The 15,072-nt window shown below is 64.0% G+C and carries 14 protein-coding genes; 6 read left to right on the forward strand and 8 right to left on the reverse strand.

Going from position 1 to position 15,072, the window contains the following annotated elements; translation table 11 throughout:
* Positions 1–798, reverse strand: a complete 798-nt coding sequence (gene pcaD / locus ACHMW7_RS29360; protein ID WP_395448848.1) for a 3-oxoadipate enol-lactonase — start codon at positions 796–798, stop codon at positions 1–3.
* Between the two features lie 176 nt (positions 799–974).
* Here pcaD and ACHMW7_RS29365 point away from each other — a divergent pair, with 176 nt between their 5' ends.
* Complete coding sequence (locus tag ACHMW7_RS29365) at positions 975–1,727, forward strand: SDR family NAD(P)-dependent oxidoreductase (protein ID WP_395448849.1); 753 nt, start codon at positions 975–977, stop codon at positions 1,725–1,727.
* A gap of 101 nt (positions 1,728–1,828) precedes the next feature.
* On the opposite strand, the gene ACHMW7_RS29370 is transcribed toward ACHMW7_RS29365, so the two are convergent.
* On the reverse strand, positions 1,829–3,199 hold the full coding sequence (locus ACHMW7_RS29370) for an aspartate aminotransferase family protein (protein WP_395448850.1): 1,371 nt from the start codon (positions 3,197–3,199) through the stop codon (positions 1,829–1,831).
* 255 nt (positions 3,200–3,454) lie between these two features.
* On the opposite strand from ACHMW7_RS29370, the gene ACHMW7_RS29375 reads away from it, so the two are divergent.
* From ACHMW7_RS29375 to ACHMW7_RS29385, 3 genes are all read left to right on the forward strand, one after another.
* Positions 3,455–4,141, forward strand: a complete 687-nt coding sequence (locus ACHMW7_RS29375) for a GntR family transcriptional regulator (RefSeq protein ID WP_395448851.1) — start codon at positions 3,455–3,457, stop codon at positions 4,139–4,141.
* Positions 4,142–4,143: 2 nt separating this feature from the next.
* Positions 4,144–5,265, forward strand: coding sequence for an NAD(P)/FAD-dependent oxidoreductase (locus tag ACHMW7_RS29380; RefSeq protein WP_395448852.1), 1,122 nt, complete (start codon positions 4,144–4,146; stop codon positions 5,263–5,265).
* Between the two features lie 87 nt (positions 5,266–5,352).
* The gene (locus ACHMW7_RS29385; RefSeq protein WP_395448853.1) at positions 5,353–6,786 is read left to right on the forward strand and encodes an NAD-dependent succinate-semialdehyde dehydrogenase; all 1,434 of its coding nucleotides are present in this window, start codon (positions 5,353–5,355) and stop codon (positions 6,784–6,786) included.
* Positions 6,787–6,830: 44 nt separating this feature from the next.
* On the opposite strand, the gene ACHMW7_RS29390 is transcribed toward ACHMW7_RS29385, so the two are convergent.
* Positions 6,831–7,295, reverse strand: coding sequence for an Lrp/AsnC family transcriptional regulator (locus ACHMW7_RS29390; RefSeq protein ID WP_395448854.1), 465 nt, complete (start codon positions 7,293–7,295; stop codon positions 6,831–6,833).
* 130 nt (positions 7,296–7,425) lie between these two features.
* Here ACHMW7_RS29390 and alr point away from each other — a divergent pair, with 130 nt between their 5' ends.
* Together alr and ACHMW7_RS29400 are read left to right on the forward strand one after the other, a co-directional pair.
* A complete protein-coding gene (gene alr, locus ACHMW7_RS29395) occupies positions 7,426–8,559 on the forward strand; it encodes an alanine racemase (RefSeq protein ID WP_395448855.1) in 1,134 nt (377 codons plus the stop codon).
* A 15-nt stretch (positions 8,560–8,574) separates the two neighbouring features.
* The gene (locus ACHMW7_RS29400; RefSeq protein WP_395448856.1) at positions 8,575–9,828 is read left to right on the forward strand and encodes a D-amino acid dehydrogenase; all 1,254 of its coding nucleotides are present in this window, start codon (positions 8,575–8,577) and stop codon (positions 9,826–9,828) included.
* 18 nt (positions 9,829–9,846) lie between these two features.
* Here the strand turns inward: ACHMW7_RS29400 and ACHMW7_RS29405 are convergent, their stop codons facing one another.
* The 5 genes from ACHMW7_RS29405 to ACHMW7_RS29425 are packed head-to-tail and all read right to left on the reverse strand — an operon-like array spanning position 9,847 to position 15,053.
* Positions 9,847–11,217, reverse strand: a complete 1,371-nt coding sequence (locus ACHMW7_RS29405; RefSeq protein WP_395448857.1) for an FGGY-family carbohydrate kinase — start codon at positions 11,215–11,217, stop codon at positions 9,847–9,849.
* Positions 11,214–11,534 carry an L-rhamnose mutarotase gene (gene rhaM / locus ACHMW7_RS29410; RefSeq protein ID WP_395448858.1) on the reverse strand — a complete coding sequence of 107 codons (321 nt, stop codon included), beginning with the start codon at positions 11,532–11,534 and terminating at the stop codon, positions 11,214–11,216. The genes ACHMW7_RS29405 and rhaM overlap by 4 nt, the downstream gene beginning before the upstream one ends.
* Entirely contained in the window at positions 11,531–12,541 is a 1,011-nt protein-coding gene (locus tag ACHMW7_RS29415) for an ABC transporter permease (RefSeq protein WP_395448859.1), read from the reverse strand. The genes rhaM and ACHMW7_RS29415 overlap by 4 nt, the downstream gene beginning before the upstream one ends.
* Positions 12,538–13,515, reverse strand: a complete 978-nt coding sequence (locus tag ACHMW7_RS29420) for an ABC transporter permease (protein ID WP_395448860.1) — start codon at positions 13,513–13,515, stop codon at positions 12,538–12,540. Before ACHMW7_RS29420 ends, ACHMW7_RS29415 begins: the two co-directional genes overlap by 4 nt.
* The gene (locus tag ACHMW7_RS29425; protein WP_395448861.1) at positions 13,512–15,053 is read right to left on the reverse strand and encodes a sugar ABC transporter ATP-binding protein; all 1,542 of its coding nucleotides are present in this window, start codon (positions 15,051–15,053) and stop codon (positions 13,512–13,514) included. The genes ACHMW7_RS29420 and ACHMW7_RS29425 overlap by 4 nt, the downstream gene beginning before the upstream one ends.
* Positions 15,054–15,072 lie beyond the last annotated feature (19 nt).

Consider the following 15,072-nt stretch of genomic DNA (forward strand, 5'->3'; position numbering starts at 1 on the left):
TCACTCGAGCGGAAGCCGGGCCTCGAAGCGCTTGATCAGAGCGGTGAGCTCATCCGGCTTTTCGACGCAGGGGATATGGCCGGCGCCGTCGATGATCTTGAAGCGCGAACCGGGGATGAGGTCGGCCAGCGCGCGCACCAGCGCCGGTGGCGTCGAGCCGTCCTGATCGCCGACGACGCAGAGCGTCGGTACCGCGATCGCCTTCGCCGCCTCGGTGTAGTCGGCATCGCGCAGGGCAGCACAGGTGCCGGCATAGCCAGCCACCGGCTGGCGCGTCAGCATGTTTCGATAACCTGTCAGGTCGTCCTTGCGCTGCTTATGGAACTCGGGCGTGAACCACAGCTTCAGCACGGTGTCGACTATGGAGGCGATACCATTTTTCTCGACCGCGGCGATGCGCGTGTTCCAGCTGTCGTCGGTGCCGATCTTGTGGGCGGTGTCGCACAGCACCAACGCGCGCACCAGGTCTGGCCGCCTGGCGTAGAGCCCCTGGGCGATCATCCCGCCGACAGAGAGACCGCAGATGATGGCATCCTTGACGTTGAGATGGTCGAGCAGGCCTTCGAGGTCGCCGATGTGGTCGTCCATCCGATACGGCGCCGTGCCGACATCGGAGAGGCCGTGTCCGCGCTTGTCGTAGGTGACGATCGGAAAGTCGCTGGCGAGGCGCACGATGACGTCGCGCCAGATGCGGAAATCGGTGCCGAGCGAATTGACGAAGACGAAGACCGGCTTGTTGGCAGGCCCGCCGATCAGCTGGTGGTGCAGCGTGACGCCGCCAATGTTGGTAAACTGCACTCGAAGGCTCCTCGTGGCGAGGTCATGGACATGGGGCCTAGAAGTCGCCCGTCAGGCCGGCGCGGTCAAGCCGCGAAGCCGGTGGCGAGCGCGGCTGAACGCCGCCATCGGTCGCGCCCCCTCGCAATGGCAAGGTGCATCCGCTACATACGCTGTGAGCTTGAAATGAGGATGTGATGGCCGAAACCACCGAAGGGCGAAAGACGATCGTTTTGACCGGAGCCAGCCGCGGCATCGGCCATGCGACGGTGAAGCGCTTTTCGCGCGAGGGCTGGCGCGTCATCACCTGCTCGCGCCAGGCGTTCTCCGAGAATTGCCCGTGGCCGCAAGGGCCCGAGGATCACATCAAGGTCGATCTCGCCGACCAGGGCGATGTCGGCAGCGCGGTTTCGGAAATCCGCCAGCGCCTGGAAAAGGAAGGCGGCCTGCTGCACGCGCTGGTCAACAATGCCGGCATCTCGCCCAAGCACAAGGGTGGCGGCCGGATGAACTCGATCGACACGCCGATGCATGTCTGGCGCGACGTGTTCCAGGTCAATTTCCTCGCCCCGATCATGCTGGCACGCGGCCTGTTCAAGGAACTGGCGGCGGCCAAGGGTTCGGTGGTCAACGTGACCTCGATCGCCGGCACGCGCGTCCACCCCTTTGCCGGCACCGCCTATGCGACGTCAAAGGCGGCACTTGGTGCACTGACGCGCGAGATGTCGGCCGACTTCGGCCCGCACGGCATCCGCGTCAACGCGATTGCGCCGGGCGAGATCGACACCGCGATCCTGTCGCCGGGTACGGACAAGATCGTCGAGACGATCCCGCTGCGCCGCCTCGGCCTGACATCGGAAGTCGCCGACATCATCTACTTCCTGTGCTCGGAGCAAGCGTCCTACGTCACCGGCTCCGAAATCCACATCAATGGCGGCCAGCACGTGTGAGCTTTCCTCTTCCTTCTCCCCTGCGGGAGAAGGAATGGCGCTATCCCCGAACGAAAAAGCCCGCCAGTTGGCGGGCTTTTGTTTGATCGGACGCGCTGGGATCAGGCCTTGACCTGCTTCGCCGCCTCGTCGAGCGACTTCTCGACCGCGTCGAAGATCTCGTCGACCTGCTTGTCGTTGATGATCAGCGGCGGGCAGAAGGCCAGCGCGTCGCCCATGTTGCGGGAGATGATGCCGTTCTGCTGCAAGATGCCGTTGACGAGGCCACCAAGCGCGCCGACAGAACCCCATGGCCCCTTGGTCGCCTTGTCGGCAACCAGTTCCATGGCGCCGATCAGTGCCACACCGCGGACCTCGCCGACGAGATCGTGCGAGACGAGCTTGGCCAGGCGCTTCTGCATGTGGGCGCCGACCTCGCGGGCATTGGCGACCAGGTTGCGCTCCTCGATGATCTTGAGGTTTTCGAGCGCGACAGCGGCAGCGACGGGATGGCCGCCGGCGGTGAAGCCGTGGCCGAAGGTGCCGATGCGGTTGCTTTCATCGGCAATCGGCTCGAACACCTTGTCGTTGATCATCAGCGCCGAGATCGGCAGGTAGGACGACGAGATCTGCTTCGACATCACCATGATGTCGGGCCTCATCGCATAGGTCTCGCTGCCGAACATGTTGCCGGTGCGGCCGAAGCCGCAGATGACCTCATCGGCGACGAGCAGGATGTCGTACTTCTTGAGCACGGCCTGGATCTTCTCCCAGTAGCCGGCCGGCGGCACGACGACGCCGCCCGCGCCCATGACCGGCTCGCCGAACATGGCAGCGATGGTCTCAGGGCCCTCGGCCAGGATCAGCTTTTCCAAATCGTCGGCCAGGCGCGTCGAGAACTCCTGCTCGGTCTCGCCGGGCAGCGCCTCGCGCCAGTGATGCGGCGACGAGGTGTGCAACACATTGGCGATCGGCAGGTCGAAGGACAAATGATTGTTGGGCAGGCCGGTGAGGCTGGCCGAGGCGATGGTGACGCCATGATAGGCGCGCTTGCGCGAGATGATCTTCTTGCGCTGCGGCTGACCGAGGGCATTGGAGCGGAACCAGATCATTTTCATGGCCGTGTCGTTGGCCTCGGATCCGGAATTGGTGAAGAACGCCTTGCTCATCGGCACCGGCGCCATGGAGACCAGCTTCTCAGCGAGGTCGATCAGCGGCGAATGCCCCTTGTGGGTAAAGCTGTGGTAGTAGGGCAGCTTGGACATCTGCCTGGTCGCAGCATCGACAAGGCGCTTCTCGGAGAAGCCGACGCCGACGCTCCACAGGCCGGCCATCGCCTCGATGTAGCGCTTGCCCGAGATGTCCTCGACATAGATGCCATCGCCCTTTTCGATGATCAGCGGCCCGACCTCCTGGTGCCGGCGGGCATTGGTGTAGGCGTGCATATGGTATTTCTTGTCGCGCGCCTCGGGCGAATTAGGCTGGCAGTCCATGGTCGTTCCTCACTGGATGGAATGTCGCCGGCAGGGCGACGATGTCGTCGATCTTGCGTTCGCAGTCAGCGACCGCTTGCAAAATTCGCAAATTGTTGTTTGATGCATCATGTTTTTCATGTGGACCAATGTCAAGGGCCAGAGGGGCGGCAGCGGCAGGCCAGATAAGGCAAGGCCGCCGCACATGCCCAGTACCGACAAAGGGGCACGCAGCCGCCTGGAACCAGGCGGCAAGCGAGACCGGACAATGAACCAATGAACGAGGGTTTCAGTTTGCAGATGGTTGAGCACGACAATCTCGGCGAGATTGTCTACGGCCAGCTGTCGGACGCGCTGATCAAGGGACGCTTCGCACCGGATGCGCGGCTGACCATCCGCGACCTGGCGCAGTCTCTGGGCACATCGGTGACGCCGGTGCGCGACGCCATCCTGCGCCTCATCCAGGACGAGGCGCTGGTGCAGAAGTCGGCACGCGAGGTACGCGTGCCCGTCATGACGCTGGATCGCTATCTCGAGATCCGCCAGATCAGGATGAAACTCGAAGGGTTGGCCGCACGCGAGGCGGCGCTGAAGGCCGAAGCCAAGGATATAGCGCGGTTGCGCGATCTCATCGCACGTAACGAACAGGCAATCGCGTCAGGGGATCGGCCGACGGCACTCGAACTCAATCAGACCTTCCACTTCGCCCTGGCCGAGATCGCCGGCATGACCGTGCTGCGTGGCATCCTCAACCGGCTGTGGTTGCAGATGGGGCCGATGATCGCAGCGTCCTACCAGCATGGCGGCCGGGCGATGATCGACCACCACCACGTCATCCTTGCCGCCATCGAAGCCCGCGACGCCGACAGGGCCGAACGCGCCATCGTCGACGACATCAGGGGCGCAAGCTCGGTCATCATCGAGCAACTCGCGGCGCTGAAGCCGGCGGGGGGCACTGCCTGATCATGGAGACGGTCGACTGCATCATCGCCGGCGCCGGCGTCATCGGCCTTGCCGTGGCGCGCGAGCTTAGCCGACTTGGCATGGAGACGATCGTTCTGGAAGCCGCCGACGCCGTCGGCACAGAGACCAGTTCGCGCAATTCGGAAGTGATCCACGCCGGCATCTACTATCCTCGGGGCAGCCTGAAGGCGGAGCTTTGCGTCGCCGGCCGCGACAAGCTCTACGCCTACGCCGCCGAGCGCAACATTCCGCACAAGCGCTGCGGCAAGCTGATCGTGGCGACGCTGCCGGAACAGGTGCCAACGCTGGCCGGCATCATCGACAAGGCACGGGCCAACGGTGTCGACGACCTCGTGATGCTTGACGCCGCCGCGGCACAGGCGATGGAGCCGTCGCTTGCCTGCCACGCCGCAGTGCTGTCACCGTCGACCGGCATCATCGACAGCCATGCGCTGATGCTGTCGCTGCTTGGCGGGGCCGAGGCGCATGGCGCCTATCTCAGCCTCAACACCGAGATCGTATCAGGGCGCATCGAAACGGACCATTTCGTGCTGCAGACGCGGGACACGTCGAGCGGCGCGAGCTACGAGATCGCCGCCCGCCATTTCGTCAATGCCGCCGGTCTTGGTGCCAATGCCTTGGCGGCCAATCTCGATGGCCTTGACCAGCAATTCGTGCCAACACTTCTGATGGCGCGCGGCAACTACTTCTCGGTCACCGGCAAGCCGGCGTTCTCCAGGCTGATCTACCCGGTGCCGGAGCCAGGCGGGCTCGGCGTGCACCTGACGCTCGATCTCAATGGCGGCATGCGCTTCGGCCCCGATGTCGAGTGGATCGAGGCCAAGGATTATTCGGTCGATCCACGACGGGCCGACCATTTCTATGGCGAGATCCGCAAATACTGGCCTGCCCTTGCCGACGGCAGCCTGAGCCCGACCTATAGCGGCATACGCCCCAAACTTTCCCGGCCCGGCGAGCCGGCGGCCGACTTCGTCATCCAGGGCCCGGAGGTCCATGGCGTTGCCGGACTGGTCAACCTGTTCGGCATCGAAAGCCCAGGGCTGACCTCGTCGCTGGCGATCGCCGAGCTTGTGGCGCGGAGGCTTCGCCAGACCTATGTGTAGCTCGACAATTCCAGCGCCCCGCACCATTCGGCGACAACGCTGACCAACGCCCTCACCCGTTTACGACCGACCCAGCAAGGACACCCAATGTATCCCGAAGTTAAACTGTTCATCGACGGCAAATGGACGGCTGCCGAAGGCGGCAAGACCATCGACGTCTACAACCCCGCTACCAACGAGGTGATCGGCAAGGTCGCCTCAGCTAGCAAGGGCGATCTCGACCGGGCGCTCGCCGCCGCCGACCGTGGCTTCAAGGTCTGGCGCAAGGTGTCGCCTTACGACCGCTCCAAGGTGCTGCGCCGCGCCGCCGACCTATTGCGCGAACGCGCCGATGCGATCGCCGCGCTCTTGACGCAGGAACAGGGCAAGCCCGTCGGCGAAGCCAAGATGGAGGTCCTGTCCTCGGCCGACCTGTTCGACTGGTTCGCCGAAGAAGGCCGCCGCACCTATGGCCGCGTCATTCCGGCCCGTGCGCCTGGCATCCAGCAGATCGTCGTCAAGGAACCGGTCGGCCCGGTGGCGGCGTTTACGCCGTGGAATTTCCCGATATCGCAGGCGGCGCGCAAGATCGGCGCAGCCCTTGCCACCGGCTGCTCGATCATCGTCAAGCCGCCGGAAGAGACGCCGGCGTCACCGGCCTGCCTCGCCGACGTCTTCAAGGATGCCGGCCTGCCTGACGGCGTGCTCAACCTGGTCTATGGCAACCCGCCTGAAATCTCCGGCTATCTCGTGCCGCATCCGGTCATCCGCAAAGTGTCGTTCACCGGTTCGGTGCCGGTCGGCAAGCATCTGGCGGCACTCGCCGGCACCCACATGAAGCGCGCGACGATGGAGCTCGGCGGCCATGCGCCGGCGATGGTGTTCGACGACGCCGACATCGACCAGGCAGCTGCAACGCTAGCTGCGTCGAAGTTCCGCAATGGCGGCCAGGTCTGCGTGTCGCCGACCCGCTTCCTGATCCAGGAGGGGGCCTACGACCGCTTCCTCGGCAAGTTCGTCGATCATGCCAAAGGCGTGAAGGTCGGCGACGGCCTGGAGGCAAGCAGCCGCATGGGCCCGCTGGTCAATGAACGCCGCCTTGAAGCCGTCGAGAAGCTGATCAACGAAGCGGTGGCCGACGGCGCCAAGCTCGAGACCGGCGGCAAGCGCATCGGCAACAAGGGCTCCTATTTCGAACCGACGGTGCTGTCGGGCGTGCGCACAGACATGCGCATCATGAACGAGGAGCCGTTCGGCCCGGTGGCACTGGTGATGCCGTTCAAGACGTTCGAGGATGTCGTCACCGAGGCCAACCGCCTGCCTTACGGGCTTGCGGCCTATGCCTTCACCAAGTCGAACAAGACCGTGACCAATCTCAGCGCCGAGATCGAAACCGGCATGCTGACGATCAACCATCTTGGCCTTGCATTGCCGGAGACGCCGTTCGGCGGCGTCAAGGACAGCGGCTACGGCTCGGAAGGCGGCACGGAAGCGCTCGAGGCCTATCTGGTCACCAAATTCGTGACCCAGTCAGCTGCCTGACACTGACCACAGAGCCGGCGTACCATTTGGGCGCCGGCTTTTCTTCAAGATGTCTTCGGCCTCTTCGACTGCAGGACGTTGCGGATCGAGAAGCTCGAATGGATGCGGGCGAGGCCCGGCAGCGCCGACAGGATCTCCTTGTGCACGCGCTCGAAATCGCCGGCGCTGGCCACCTCGACGCGCAGGAAATAATCGGAGTCGCCGGTCATCAAATAGCACTCCTTGATCTCGGGGTAGCGCCGCACCGCAAGCTCGAAGCGGTTGAAATACTCCTCGGTCTGCCGCTCCAGCGTGATCTGGACGATGACGGCGATGCCCTCGTCGGAAGCGGCATTGCCGATGATCGCGGTGTAGCCGCGGATCACCCCTTCCTGCTCCAGCAACTGCACCCGCCTGAGGCACGCCGACGGCGACAGGCCGACCTCGGCCGCCAGGCTGGCATTGCTGACGCGCGCATTGGCGCGCAACGCCCTGATGATGCCGCGGTCGATCGCGTCCAGAGAGGGCATCGCAGTTCCTTTCAAGATTCCGCCGAAAATTGCGCAACTTGCCAGCAGTTCGCACGATCGTCGTCACATTGGCAAGATTTTCGCCGATCATTGCGGTATTCTTGGGATCAGGCGAGGACAGTTCCCTGATATGACAATGGACGTGCAAAGCGACATCGAAGGCCGTGCGGCTTGCGGCGTGCTGACCATCGATCTCGGCGCGCTGGTGGAGAACTACCGGCAGCTGAGCCAGCGCAATGCGCCCGAGAAGACCGCGGCCGTGGTCAAGGCGGATGCCTATGGCCTCGGCGTGGCCGAGGTCGCGCCAGTACTCTACGACGCCGGCTGCCGCGATTTCTTCGTCGCCCATTTCATCGAGGCGGTCAGGCTCAAGCCGCATCTCGCCGCCGACGCGCGCATCCTGGTGCTCAACGGCCTGATGCCGGGCAGCGAGCCCGACTGCGCCGACCTCGGCGTGGTACCGGTGCTGAATTCGCTCGAACAGGTCGCCAACTGGTCGGCGACGGCCAAGTCGCGCGGTACTATTCTGCCAGCAGCGCTCCAGGCCGACACCGGCATGTCGCGGCTCGGGCTCGAGCCGCGTGAACTGGAAACGCTGATTGCCGAAGCGCACCGTCTCGACGGCGTCCACATCGATATCGTGATGAGCCACCTCGCCTGTGGCGACGAGCCGGCGCATGACGCCAACGCCCGCCAGCTCGAGCGCATGCGGGCGGTGCGCGCCCGCTTCCCTGACGCCAAACTTTCCTTCGCCAATTCGGCTGGCATCTTCCTCGGAGACGACTTTCGCGGCGACGTGGCCCGCCCCGGCATCGCGCTCTACGGCGGCGCGCCACTGGCCGGCCACGACAACCCGATGCGCCAGGTGGTGCGGCTCGACGTCGGCGTCGTGCAGACCCGCACCGTGAATGCAGGCGCCGAGGTCGGCTACGGCGCGAGCTTCGTCGCCAGGTCGGAAATGCGGCTTGCCACCATCGCCGCCGGTTATGCCGACGGCCTGCCGCGCCATCTCAGCAACGCGGGTGCCGCCTATCTTGGCAACATCCGCCTGCCGATCGTCGGGCGCGTGTCGATGGACAGCATCATCCTCGATATCACCGCCTTGCCGGCCGGAACACTGAAGCTCGGCGACACGGTCGAACTGATCGGCCCGCACCAGACACTCGAAATGATCGCGTCGGATGCCGGCACCATTTCCTACGAAATCCTGACCAGCCTGGGCCGGCGCTACAGACGCCGCTACCTCAGCCCGGCAGCGCGCTAAACCACAGGGGCAATCATGCGCATAGTTATTCTCGGTGCCGGTGTCATCGGCGTCACCTCCGCCTACTACCTGGCCAAGGCAGGTCACAAGGTGACGGTGCTTGACCGCCAGGCCGGCCCGGCGCTGGAAACCAGCTTTGCCAATGCCGGCGAGATTTCGCCCGGCTACGCCTCGCCCTGGGCCGCCCCCGGCATTCCGCAGAAGGCGATGAAGTGGCTGTTCATGAAGCACGCGCCGCTGATCATCCAGCCGATGCTCGACGTCTCGACCTGGCGCTGGGTGACGGCAATGCTGCGCAATTGCACCTCGGCCCGCTACGCCCTCAACAAGAGCCGCATGGTGCGGCTTGCCGAATACAGCCGCGACCAGCTGATTTCGCTGCGCGACGACACCGGCATCCAGTACGATCACCGCACCCAGGGCACGCTGCAGCTGTTCCGCTACCAGAAGCAGCTCGACGGCATGGCCAAGGACATCGAGGTGCTGCAGAGCGACGGGGTGCCTTACGAAGTGCTCGATCCCGCCGGCTGTATCGGTGCCGAGCCGGGCCTGGCGCCGGTGCGCGAAAAGATCGCCGGCGGCCTGCGCCTGCCCAATGACGAGACCGGCGACTGCTTCAAGTTCACCAACGAACTGGCCAAGCTCGCCGAAAGCCTCGGCGTCGAGTTCCGCTACAATGTGAAGCTCGAAAGCCTGCGCCTGGAAGGCAAGCGTATCGTTGCCGTCCGTACCTCCGAGGGCGAGATCGAGGCCGACACGTTCGTCGGCGCGCTCGGCAGCTTCACGCCGTCCTTCGTCAAGCCGCTCGGCCTCACCGTGCCGGTCTATCCGGTCAAGGGCTACTCGATCACCGTGCCGATCGTCGACGAAAGCAAGGCACCGGTGTCGACCATCATGGACGACACGTACAAGATCGCCATCACCCGCCTCGGCGACCGCATCCGCGTCGGCGGCATGGCCGAGATCGCCGGTTTCAACACCGACCTGTCGCCGTCACGCAAGGCGACGCTGCAGTTCTCGGTCGAGGACTTGTTCGGCGGTGCCGCCGACCAGAGCCGCGCCACCTTCTGGAGCGGGCTCAGGCCGATGACGCCGGATGGTACGCCTGTCATCGGGCGCACCAAGTTCGACAACTTCTACCTCAACACCGGCCACGGCACGCTGGGCTGGACCATGGCCTGCGGCTCGGGTCGCGTGCTCGCGGACATGATCGGCGGCGTCCGTCCCGAAATCGACGTGTCGGACCTGGCGCTGTCGCGCTACGCCTGAGGCGTAGCCGGCGTTGCGTCAGCCCGCACCGGCTGACGCTCGCCAGGCATCCGCATAGGAACGCCATTCCGGCGGCAGTTCGACGCCACCGGCACTTTCGACCTGGAGCACGGCGGATGCCCCGCCGGCCAACAACGCGGCGCCGATGCTGGTGCCGGTGGCCTGGCCGGCCTGCGGCAGGACTTGCCGGTCGGTCGCAGCCTTTAACATGTCGCAATAGTGCTGGTTCGCAGCGAACGGCCCTTCAACCACGATTGGCCCCTCCGCCCCGATGAGATCGAGACAGGTCGCGGTCATCAAGGCGAGATAGAAGGCAGCGACGACGGTGCGTTCGGATTGCGACGGCTCGCCCACCCAGCGCGCCACAGCAGTCGGGAACGGGCCTGATCCCTGCTGCACCGACGGCAGCAGCATGATCCCCTGCGCCAGCACAGCCGCTACCAAAGCGTCGTCCCATTTGCCGTCAGCGTTCGCCGTCAAAAGCGCGAATTCGCGGCCGCCCATGAAGCGTGCGGAACAAACCGGATCGCCAAGCGCGTTGACGTTGATCAGCGTGTCGCGGGTCGGATCGAGCGTCACCTTGTGCCCACCTATCGCCATCGACACGACCCATGTGCCGGTCGAGACGACCGCGAAAGGAGCCCTTCGCGCCAACAGGTGTGGCAGCAAAGAGGCGTTCGAATCGTGGATACCGCAGAGCACGGTCGTAGCCGCGTCGAGCCCTACGCGAGCAGCGATATCGGGGCGAAGGCTGCCCAATGACGCGCTGGCCGGAAGCAGCGGTGGGAACAGCTTGCGCCAGCCCATGCGGTCGACCAGTGAAGAAAAGTTCCCGGCCCGCGGGTCCCACAGGTCCGTGTGGCAGCCGAGCGACGTCACCTCGCTTGCCGCAACGCCGGTCAACCGACAAGCCCAGTATTGCGGATAGGTCAGGATCGTAGCAGTGCGCGCGAAGGCATCCGGGAATGCCTGGCTCTGCCAGTAGAGCTGTGCACCGAGGTTCAGGCCTTGCGGCAACGGCGGCGAGCCGGTCTTATCGAAGCTCGGACGCACAGCCTCGTATTGTGCCCGCAGCGAGTCGGGCCCGCCATCCTCGTAGTCGAGCACCGGCAGCGCGAGCTTGCCCTCGGCATCGAGCAATGCTGCGGTGGCGCCGTGGGTCGTCACCGATATGGCGTCTACCTGCCGTTCCCCGCCAAACGCCGCAAGGCTTTCAAGAATGAAGCCCCAGATCGCCTCGACGTCATGGTGCCGGTATGGTCCATCGGTCAGCGGACGGTTCGCGATCTTGCGGACGGCGATTTCCGACAACGTTGCGAGATCGACAAGCGCCACCTTGGCGTTGGTCTTGCCGATGTCGATGACGGCGACGCAACGAAGCTCGGTCATTTCATATGAAAGACGGTTTGCAGCGGCACAACGACCGGCTCGTTATCCGCATTGGTTGCCATGATGTCGGCCATGTGTAGCCACCAGCGTTTCATGACGGGATGGTCTGGCAGCGCGTCCATGGTGTGGTCCGCGCGGCGCCACAACACACCGAACAGCGTGTTGGTCTCGTCATCGAGATGGATCGAATAGTCGGAAACGCCGGCATCCCTAAGCAGCGTCACCAGTTCCGGCCAGATCTCGCTATGGCGCTTGATATACTCGGCCTTCATTCCGGGATTGAGCCTCATCTTGAAGGCGAATTTTTCAGCACTCATGCCAGACGTCTCCTGCTGAAGCGACCCCACAGGATCGGCAGCGCGATGACAAGGATCAACAGCAACCCGATGAAGATCGACATGACGATGCCTGGCACGTTGAGCAGCCCAAGGCCAAAAGTGACGAGCCCCATGATCAGCGCTGCCAGCACCACGCCCAGGATGGAACCGGCTCCACCGAGGATGCTGACCCCGCCAAGCACCACCATGGTGATGACTTCGAGCTCATAGCCCTGCGCGATGGACGGCCGCGTCGAGCCAAGGCGCGAGGTGATCAGCACGGCAGCGATGCCCGACATCAGACCGGTGAGGCAAAACAGGATGAACTTGATCCGCCCGACGCGCACGCCGGAAAACTGCGCCGCAACCGCATTGTTGCCGATGGCGAAGATGCGGCGGCCAAAACTCGTCCGATGCAACACGAACCAGTAAACGGCAGCTGCAAGCGCAAACAGCGCCAATTCGAACGAGAACACCCACCAGACATAACCCTGGCCGAAAAAGGCAAAGGAGGCGGGATAGCCCTTGTAGGCCTGGTCGCCAAGGATGATGAAAGCCGTGCCGCGAAACAGGCTCATCGTGCCGATGGTGACAACGATGGACGGCAGGCCAAGACCGGTCACCAAAAGACCGTTGAAGGCGCCGCAGACGAACCCGACGCCAACGCCGATCAGCACGAGGCCCGGCGTATCAACGCCGACTTGCGCCGCCATGCCCATCAGCGTCGAGGCCAGTGCGATGATCGCCGCCACGGACAGATCGATCTCGCCCGATATGATGAGCAGCGCCATCGCGAGCGCGATCAGGCCCTTTTCGGTGAAGTTGAAGGTCAGGTCGGAGAGCGACCACACATCGAGGAAATAGGGCGAGGCAAAGCTGTTGACGATGAAGATCGCAACCACGACCGTTACCAGCAGCGCCTCCCAAGAGAAGATCGCCGAGCGCAGCGGCTTGTCGAGCCGGTTGGGAATGTGGCGCCGGGCGGGAGTGGTGTCGGTCGCGCTCATGCCACTTCCGCCTTCCTCAGGATGATACGACCCTGCTTGCGTTCGCCGCGTGCGTTGAGCACCACGGCAAGCAGGATGGCGCTGCCCGAGATCGCCATCTGCCAGAAGGGCGAGACGTTGATGACGGGAAGTGCCGTCGAGATGATGCCGAGAAACAGTGCGCCGAGGACCGCACCCGCGACCGAACCGATGCCGCCGGCGATCGAAATGCCGCCTATGACACAGGCCGCGATGATGTTGAGCTCGTAGCCATTGGCGACCTCGACCGAGGCAATGACGTAGCGCGAAATCCAGAGGTAGCCGCACAGGCCAGCAACCGCGCCCGAGATGCAGAAGGCGAGGAACTTGCTGCGGCCAACGTCAATGCCGGCATAGACCGATGCCGTTGGATTGACACCGATGGCATAAAGCGAGCGGCCGACCGAGGTCCTGGTCATCAGCACGAAGAACAGGCCGATGACAGCGATGGCGATCCACGACAGAACCGGCACGCCGAGCAGTTGCATGCGCTGCAGCCCAACAAAGGCCGGGCTCATCTGGTCGGCATTGACCCAGGCGCCGCCCGAAATCAGGAAGGTAGCGCCGCGATAGATGGTCAGTGTGCCGAGGGTCACGACAATCGATGGGATGCCGAGCTTCCAGACCAGCAGGCCGTTCAGCGCGCCGAGCAACAGCCCGACGCCGATGGCGACCAGCATCAGCAGCGGGATCGGAAACGCCGGGAATGCGGCATTGATCATCGCCACGACCATGCCTGTGAAAGCGAGGTTCGAGGCCATGGAAAGGTCGATCGAACGCGTCAGGATGACGACCATCTGGCCGAGCGCCAGGATCATCAGGATCGAGGTGTCGTTGAACACCGTCGCCAGATTGCCTGGACGGGCAAAGCCGGGAAAGCGTATCGAGATCGCCACGACGAGGGCGGCGATGGCAGCGAGCAACCAGATTTCGCGATATTTCGTCAGCATCTTCATGCGGCGATCCCCGCGGCGGTCTGGACCAGCGTCACGGCGTCGAGCTCCTTGTTGTCATAGACAGCAGCGACGCGGCCTTCGCGCATGACCACAACCCGGTCGGACATGCCGAGGATTTCCGGCAGTTCGGACGACACCATGATGACGGAGAGCCCCTGCGCCACCAGCTCGGCCATGAAGGCGTGCACGGCTGCCTTGGAACCGATGTCGATGCCCTTTGTCGGCTCGTCGAGGATGATCACCTTGGGATCGGTGGCAAGCCACTTGGCGATGACCACCTTCTGCTGGTTGCCGCCCGACAAAGTGCCGACATCCTGACTGAGCGAGGAAGCGCGCAGGTCGAGCCGCTCGGTGTATTTGCGCGCCAGGGCGAATTCTTCCTTCAACTGCAGCACGCCGGATTTCGAGGTGCGCTTCAGCGACGGCAGCGAGACGTTCTTGAAGATCGGCATGCCGATGACCACGCCCTGCTTGCCGCGTTCTTCCGGCACATAGACGACGCCAGCCTCGATGGCTTCGGCGGCGGAGCGCGGCGCGACAGGCGCGCCGTCCAGCGTCATGGTGCCCCGACTCGTCCTGGTAATGCCGAAGATCGCATGCATGAGCTCGCTGCGGCCGGCACCGACAAGGCCGTAGAAGCCAAGTATCTCGCCCTTGTGCAGCTCGAAGCTGATGCCGTCGAATTCGGTCGGATGCGACAGGTCGGAAACGCTCAGGACGGGCGCGCCGATCTGCGGCGTCCGCTCGGGGAAGATGTGATCAACGGCGCGGCCGACCATCATCTTGACGATCTCGTTCTGGCTTGTATCGGCAAGCAGCCCTTCGCCCACCATCTCGCCATCGCGGAAGACAGTGTAGCGCTCGGCGATGCGGTAGATCTCATCGAACTTGTGACTGATGAACAGGATCGCCTTGCCCTCGCGCTTGAGCAACTCGATCAGCTCGAACAGATCCTCGATCTCCTTGGCTGACAAAGCAGCCGTCGGCTCGTCCATGATGACGATCTGTGCGTCGATCGACATCGCACGAGCGACCGCCACCAGATGCTTGTTGGCGATGCCGAGATCTTTGAGCCGCGCATCGGGATCGATATGGGCAGCACCCATGACCTTCAGCACCTCGCTTGCCCGACTGCGCATGGCGCGCCAGTCGATAGTGCCGAAGCGGGTGCGCGGCGCGTGCCCCAGAAAGATGTTTTCCGCCACCGACAGGTCGTCGAACAGCACTGTTTCCTGGTGGATCGCGGTGATGCCCTGCTCAAAGGCGTCATGCGCGCTGGTCAGCGAAACCTGCCTGCCATCCACGGTGATGGAGCCGGCGTCGGGTCGGTAGATGCCGGTCAAGATCTTGACCAGCGTCGACTTGCCGGCACCGTTTTCGCCGATCAGCGCGGTCACTTGTCCAGGATAAAGCGACAGCCCGACATTGTGCAGCGCGCGCACACCCGGGAAAGTCTTGGTCACGCCTGCGAGCGTCAGTCGCGGCGTTGCCGGATGATCCCGCATGGGCGTCTGTGTTGTGTGGGCTTTCGTATCCATATCCGTCTCAGGCCCTGCG

It is taken from the genome of Aminobacter sp. UC22_36 (assembly GCF_044056035.1).
Classification (GTDB): domain Bacteria; phylum Pseudomonadota; class Alphaproteobacteria; order Rhizobiales; family Rhizobiaceae; genus Aminobacter.